Source organism: Halorubrum sp., from assembly GCF_046498025.1.
Taxonomy (GTDB): domain Archaea; phylum Halobacteriota; class Halobacteria; order Halobacteriales; family Haloferacaceae; genus Halorubrum.
The window spans coordinates 1-4,392 of sequence record NZ_JAWOBM010000031.1 but is presented as its reverse complement, the minus strand read 5'-3'; the positions used below and the strand labels follow the sequence as shown (position 1 = coordinate 4,392).

Below are 4,392 nucleotides of genomic sequence, written 5' to 3'. Positions count from 1 at the left end.
GTGTCTTCTGCTTGGAATCGGGGAATCCCGATATTGTCCGATTAGGTGGGCGGGCAGGCCGCCTCGGCTAGCTATCCGTATGAATTATACGTCCTTAAAAACATCCCCCAGAAACATCAAATCTCTCATGGCACCGTTGTCGGATTCATCCCCGCGCTGAAGCGCGAGGCTTTCTCCTCGATTCCCCGTAAAAAAAGCGAGACGACCGGTCTCGTTCCGCGATTCGCTCCGCGGTCAGTCGTCGCTCTCGGCCGTCGGGGGCTCCTCCGGTTCTCCGTCGTCTCCCTCGTCCGTGGCCGTTATCGGGTCGCGCTCCTCGTCGGTGAAGCCCGCGGACTCCTCGTGGCGGGCCTCCGCCTCGGGGTCGAAGCGCGCCTCGATGTCCTGATACCGCGGGACGAACGAGAGCTCGTGGTGGCTCTCCGTCTCGTGACCGAGGTACCGGTCCTCTAAGTCGAACTGGGCCTGCTCGTCGTTCTCCGCGATGTTCTGCATGTCCTCGTACACCGCATGGGCGCCCGAGTGCAGCCCGTAGAGGGTGATGAAGATGTACTGGTAGCCGAGGTCGCCCAGCTCTTCGAACGTCAGCGGGTCCTCCTGCTCGCTCCACGCGAACGACGAGGAGTAGTTGAACGCCAGGTCGAGGTCGGGGTGGGTCTCGTGGATGGTCTCCGCGTACCTGACCGCGTCCTCGCGGGACGGGTCGGGCATCTCCGGCCAGACGAGGTCGACGCCGGCGTCGGCGTAGATTCGGCCGCGTTCGAGGTGTTCCTCCCAGTCGCCGTTGGCGGAGCCGTACGCGTCGGTCCGCGCGATGACGACCGTGTCCTCGCTCTGCTTGGCGTCGACGGCAGCCTCGAAGCGCGACCGCGCCTGCTCGCGGGAGACGATCTGCTTGCCCGCGATGTGGCCGCACCGCTTCGGCGAGGTCTGGTCCTCGATGTGGACGGCGGCGACGCCGGCCTTCTCGTACTCGCGGACCGCGCGGCGGACGTTGTGGACGCCGCCGTATCCGGTGTCGCAGTCGGCGATCACCGGGAGGTTCGTCGCCTCGACCATCCGCTTCGCGTTCTCGACCATCTCGGTCATGGTGACCATCTCCAAGTCGGGGAAGCCGAACTGGCCGAGCACGGTGGAGTAGCCGCTCATGTAGGCGGCGTCGACTCCCGCCATCTCCGCGAGGCGGGCGTCGAGCGCGTGGTAGATCCCGGGCGCGAACGTGTAGTCCTGCTCCGCGAACAGCTCGCGGAGCTTCCGGCCGGCCGGGTTGTCGATATCTCTCGTGAAGACGTCGTCGTCGAGTTCGTTCGGGTGCATAGGAGTCACTCCGTGGTGGCGTCGTCGGTGGGATGCTGCGTCGTCGGTCGGTCCGTCGTCAGCCGGGCGGGTGTCCGCTGGTCGATCGCGGCCCCGTCCGCCGTGCGCCGCTCGGTCGCGGCGTGCGTGAAGGTCGTCGGGTCGGGTCGGGGTCCGGCGCCGGTCCCGGACAGCGGGACGGCGTTCATCGCGAGCCCCCGTCGGTGCGCGGGCGGCGAGTCGGACGCAGGTCCGGGACGAGCGGCGCGTCGCGCTCCGCGTCGGTCGGCGGCGGGCTCGGACGGCGGGGCGTCTCGAACCGCTCGGTCGCCGATCGCTCTGTCGCGTCGGCCCGCATCGGCGGGACGAGCGGTGCGCCGGCTTCCTCGGTGATCGGCGTTCGGCCGGGGATCCGTCGGGGAGAAGTGTCGGGGGCCGTCCGCGGATCGCTCGACGGTCGGCCGGTGTCAGCCGGCGCGCGTTCGGTATCGGTCGACGTGCGGCCGGTATCGGTCGACGTGCGGCCGGCGTCGGTTGTCGATCGGTCGTCGGTGGTCGTCTGTCGGTTCGTCTCGGTCGTCGTGGGTTCGTCAGGTGTCGTCATCGAGTCGTGTGGGCGGTTGCGGCGGTCGTCTGGTGATCGGTCGGTCGGCGGCTCGTGCTGCTGCGTGTCCGCGTACGGATACTGACATTGCACTCGGTTCGTCCGAGGCACTGGTAATAAACATAATGATTGATAATGATAATATTAGTTAATCTGTTTTACCTGTTTAAATGGTTCGTGGTACCACGGGACATGATCTGGAACGAGCGGGGCGGCTGCCAACGCGGACGGCGGGCGGCAGACCGATCCCTTCTAAGCGCTTCCGGCACGTGTGTCTCGCCCGTGAACGAGCGCGACGCGCTTCGCCGGCTCGCCGACGACCTCCCGCACGCGGGCGACGACGCGGCCGTCGTCGGCGACACCGTCATCACGACCGACATGCTCCACGAGCGCACCGACTTCCCGCCGGGGACGACGCGGTACACCGCGGGGTGGCGCGCGGTCGGCGCGTCGCTCTCCGACGTGGCGGCGATGGGCGCGACCGCGACCGCCGCGGTCGCCGTCTACGCCGACGCCGCCTTCGATCCGGACGCGCTCGACCGGTTCGTCGCGGGCGCGGTCGACGTCTGCGACGCGGTCGGCGCCGAGTACGTGGGCGGCGACCTCGACGAACACGACGAGTTCACGACCGCGTCGACCGCGATCGGCGACGTCGCCGACGCCGGACCGGTGACGCGAGCCGGCGCGACCGCCGGCGACGCGCTCTGCGTCACCGGCGAGTGGGGCCGGTCGGCGGCCGCGCTCCGACTGTTCGACCGCGGCGACGAGGCGTCGGTCGAGCGCGCCAACGACCTCTTCCGGTTCACGCCCCGCGTCGCCGACGGGGTCGCGCTCGCCGGGCGCGCGGCCGCGATGATGGACTCCTCGGACGGGCTCGCCCGGTCGCTCCACCAGCTCGCGGAGGCGAGCGAGGTGGGATTCGCGCTCGACCGCGACCGACTCCCCGTCCACCCCGCGGTCGAGGCGGTCGCCGAGGGGGCGACCGACCGGTTCGAGCTGGCGGCGCACTTCGGCGAGGACTTCGAACTCGTCTGTGCGGTCCCCGGATCGGCCCTCGAGGACGCCCGCGAGGCCTGTCCCGGCGGACTCGTTCGGGTCGGAACCGTCGTCGACGCCGCGGACGGAGTGACCGCCGACGGCGACCCCCTCCCCGACCGCGGCTACACCCACGGGTAGCGTATGGGGCGGCCGATCCCCCGGTTCTTACTGACCGGGCCCCCTCGTGGCGACCATGCCGACCGAGACGGAGCGGATGCTGGCGGGAGAACTCTACGACCCGACCGATCCGACGCTCGCCGCCGACCGCGAGCGCGCCCGCGACCTCGCGCGGCGGTACAACGAGACGACCGGGGCCGAGGAGAGCCGGCGAAAGGCGCTCCTCCGCGAGCTGTTCGACGCGGTCGGCGAGGACCCGGCCGTCCTGCCGTCCGTCCGCTGTGACTACGGCTACAACGTCGCCGTCGGCGACGGCTTCTTCGCGAACTACGGCTGCGTCTTCCTTGACGCGAACTCGGTCGCCTTCGGCGACCGCTGCCTGCTCGGTCCCGGCGTCCACGTCTACACGCCGACGCACCCGGTCGACCCCGCCGAGCGCGCGACGGGGCGCGAGCGCGCCGAGCCGGTGACCGTCGGAGACGACGTCTGGATCGGCGGACGCGCCGTGCTCAACCCCGGCGTGACGGTCGGCGACGCCGCGGTGATCGCCTCCGGCGCGGTCGTCGCGGAGGACGTGCCGGCGCGCACCGTGGTCGGCGGGAACCCGGCGCGGGTGATCCGGGAGATCGAGTAGGCGGCTCCCGATAGGTTCGCTAGCGTTTCAGCGGGTCTCGAAGCGCTCCACCCCTGCCCGTGCAACCTCCATGTCTTCGTCGACGCTGCCACCGGAGACGCCAACCCCGCCGACGACGGTGCCGTCGTCGTGTTTAACTGGGAACCCGCCACCGAAGGTGACGATTCGCCCGCCGTTTGTGTTTCCGATCCCGTACAGCGACTCGCCCGGCTGTGACTCCCCGTGGATCGTTTCGGTGTCCAACTTCAGCGACACCGCGGAGTACGCCTTATTCTGGGCGATGTCGATGCTCCCGATTAGCGCATCGTCCATCCGGTGAAACCCCACGAGATTCGCACCGTCGTCCATCACCGCGATACACATCGGCACGTCGATCGCCGCGGCCTCCTCCTCCGCGGCTGCAATGATCTCCTTAGCGACGTCTAATGTTACCTCTGTCATACTGTGTGTGCTCCGTCTACTTGCTCCCGCGGAAATATAATAAATTAACATGATACAATTCGCGTTGAGGATTGACATCCTCCCCGCGCTGAAGCGCGAGGATTCCCACGGCACCGCACCGCTGGGTTGGGATGTTTAAGATTCGTAGCTACCGCAGTGGGCGGCTACTGGCTGTGCCAATCAGCCGTTACTCTTATCCCGGCATGGGATTCAGAGATACGTTTTGACTGCACCCCGATTCCGACACAGAAGGAGTGTCTTC

General features: G+C 68.4%; 6 protein-coding genes. 2 read left to right on the top strand and 4 right to left on the bottom strand.

Annotation, left to right across the window (positions count from 1 at the left end; all coding sequences use genetic code 11):
• Window positions 1–234: 234 nt before the first annotated feature.
• The 3 genes from aceA to R6U01_RS06870 are packed head-to-tail and all read right to left on the bottom strand — an operon-like array spanning window position 235 to window position 1,900.
• On the bottom strand, window positions 235–1,317 hold the full coding sequence (gene aceA / locus R6U01_RS06880; protein WP_410285722.1) for an isocitrate lyase: 1,083 nt from the start codon (window positions 1,315–1,317) through the stop codon (window positions 235–237).
• Between the two features lie 5 nt (window positions 1,318–1,322).
• A complete protein-coding gene (locus R6U01_RS06875) occupies window positions 1,323–1,505 on the bottom strand; it encodes a hypothetical protein (protein ID WP_410285721.1) in 183 nt (60 codons plus the stop codon).
• Window positions 1,502–1,900, bottom strand: coding sequence for a hypothetical protein (locus R6U01_RS06870; RefSeq protein WP_410285720.1), 399 nt, complete (start codon window positions 1,898–1,900; stop codon window positions 1,502–1,504). The genes R6U01_RS06875 and R6U01_RS06870 overlap by 4 nt, the downstream gene beginning before the upstream one ends.
• A gap of 282 nt (window positions 1,901–2,182) precedes the next feature.
• On the opposite strand from R6U01_RS06870, the gene thiL reads away from it, so the two are divergent.
• Together thiL and R6U01_RS06860 are read left to right on the top strand one after the other, a co-directional pair.
• Window positions 2,183–3,076: a thiamine-phosphate kinase gene (gene thiL, locus R6U01_RS06865; protein ID WP_410285719.1), complete on the top strand. Its 894-nt coding sequence runs from the start codon at window positions 2,183–2,185 to the stop codon at window positions 3,074–3,076.
• Window positions 3,077–3,131: 55 nt separating this feature from the next.
• Entirely contained in the window at window positions 3,132–3,689 is a 558-nt protein-coding gene (locus R6U01_RS06860; RefSeq protein WP_410285718.1) for a sugar O-acetyltransferase, read from the top strand.
• A gap of 27 nt (window positions 3,690–3,716) precedes the next feature.
• On the opposite strand, the gene R6U01_RS06855 is transcribed toward R6U01_RS06860, so the two are convergent.
• Window positions 3,717–4,130: a GlcG/HbpS family heme-binding protein gene (locus R6U01_RS06855; RefSeq protein ID WP_410285717.1), complete on the bottom strand. Its 414-nt coding sequence runs from the start codon at window positions 4,128–4,130 to the stop codon at window positions 3,717–3,719.
• Window positions 4,131–4,392 lie beyond the last annotated feature (262 nt).

Bases quoted from the DNA above. Each gene is read 5' to 3' on its own strand.
- aceA (WP_410285722.1), bottom strand. From the start codon at position 1,317: ATGCACCCGAACGAACTCGACGACGACGTCTTCACGAGAGATATCGAC.
- R6U01_RS06875 (WP_410285721.1), bottom strand. From the start codon at position 1,505: ATGAACGCCGTCCCGCTGTCCGGGACCGGCGCCGGACCCCGACCCGAC.
- R6U01_RS06870 (WP_410285720.1), bottom strand. From the start codon at position 1,900: ATGACGACACCTGACGAACCCACGACGACCGAGACGAACCGACAGACG.
- R6U01_RS06860 (WP_410285718.1), top strand. From the start codon at position 3,132: ATGCCGACCGAGACGGAGCGGATGCTGGCGGGAGAACTCTACGACCCG.
- R6U01_RS06855 (WP_410285717.1), bottom strand. From the start codon at position 4,130: ATGACAGAGGTAACATTAGACGTCGCTAAGGAGATCATTGCAGCCGCG.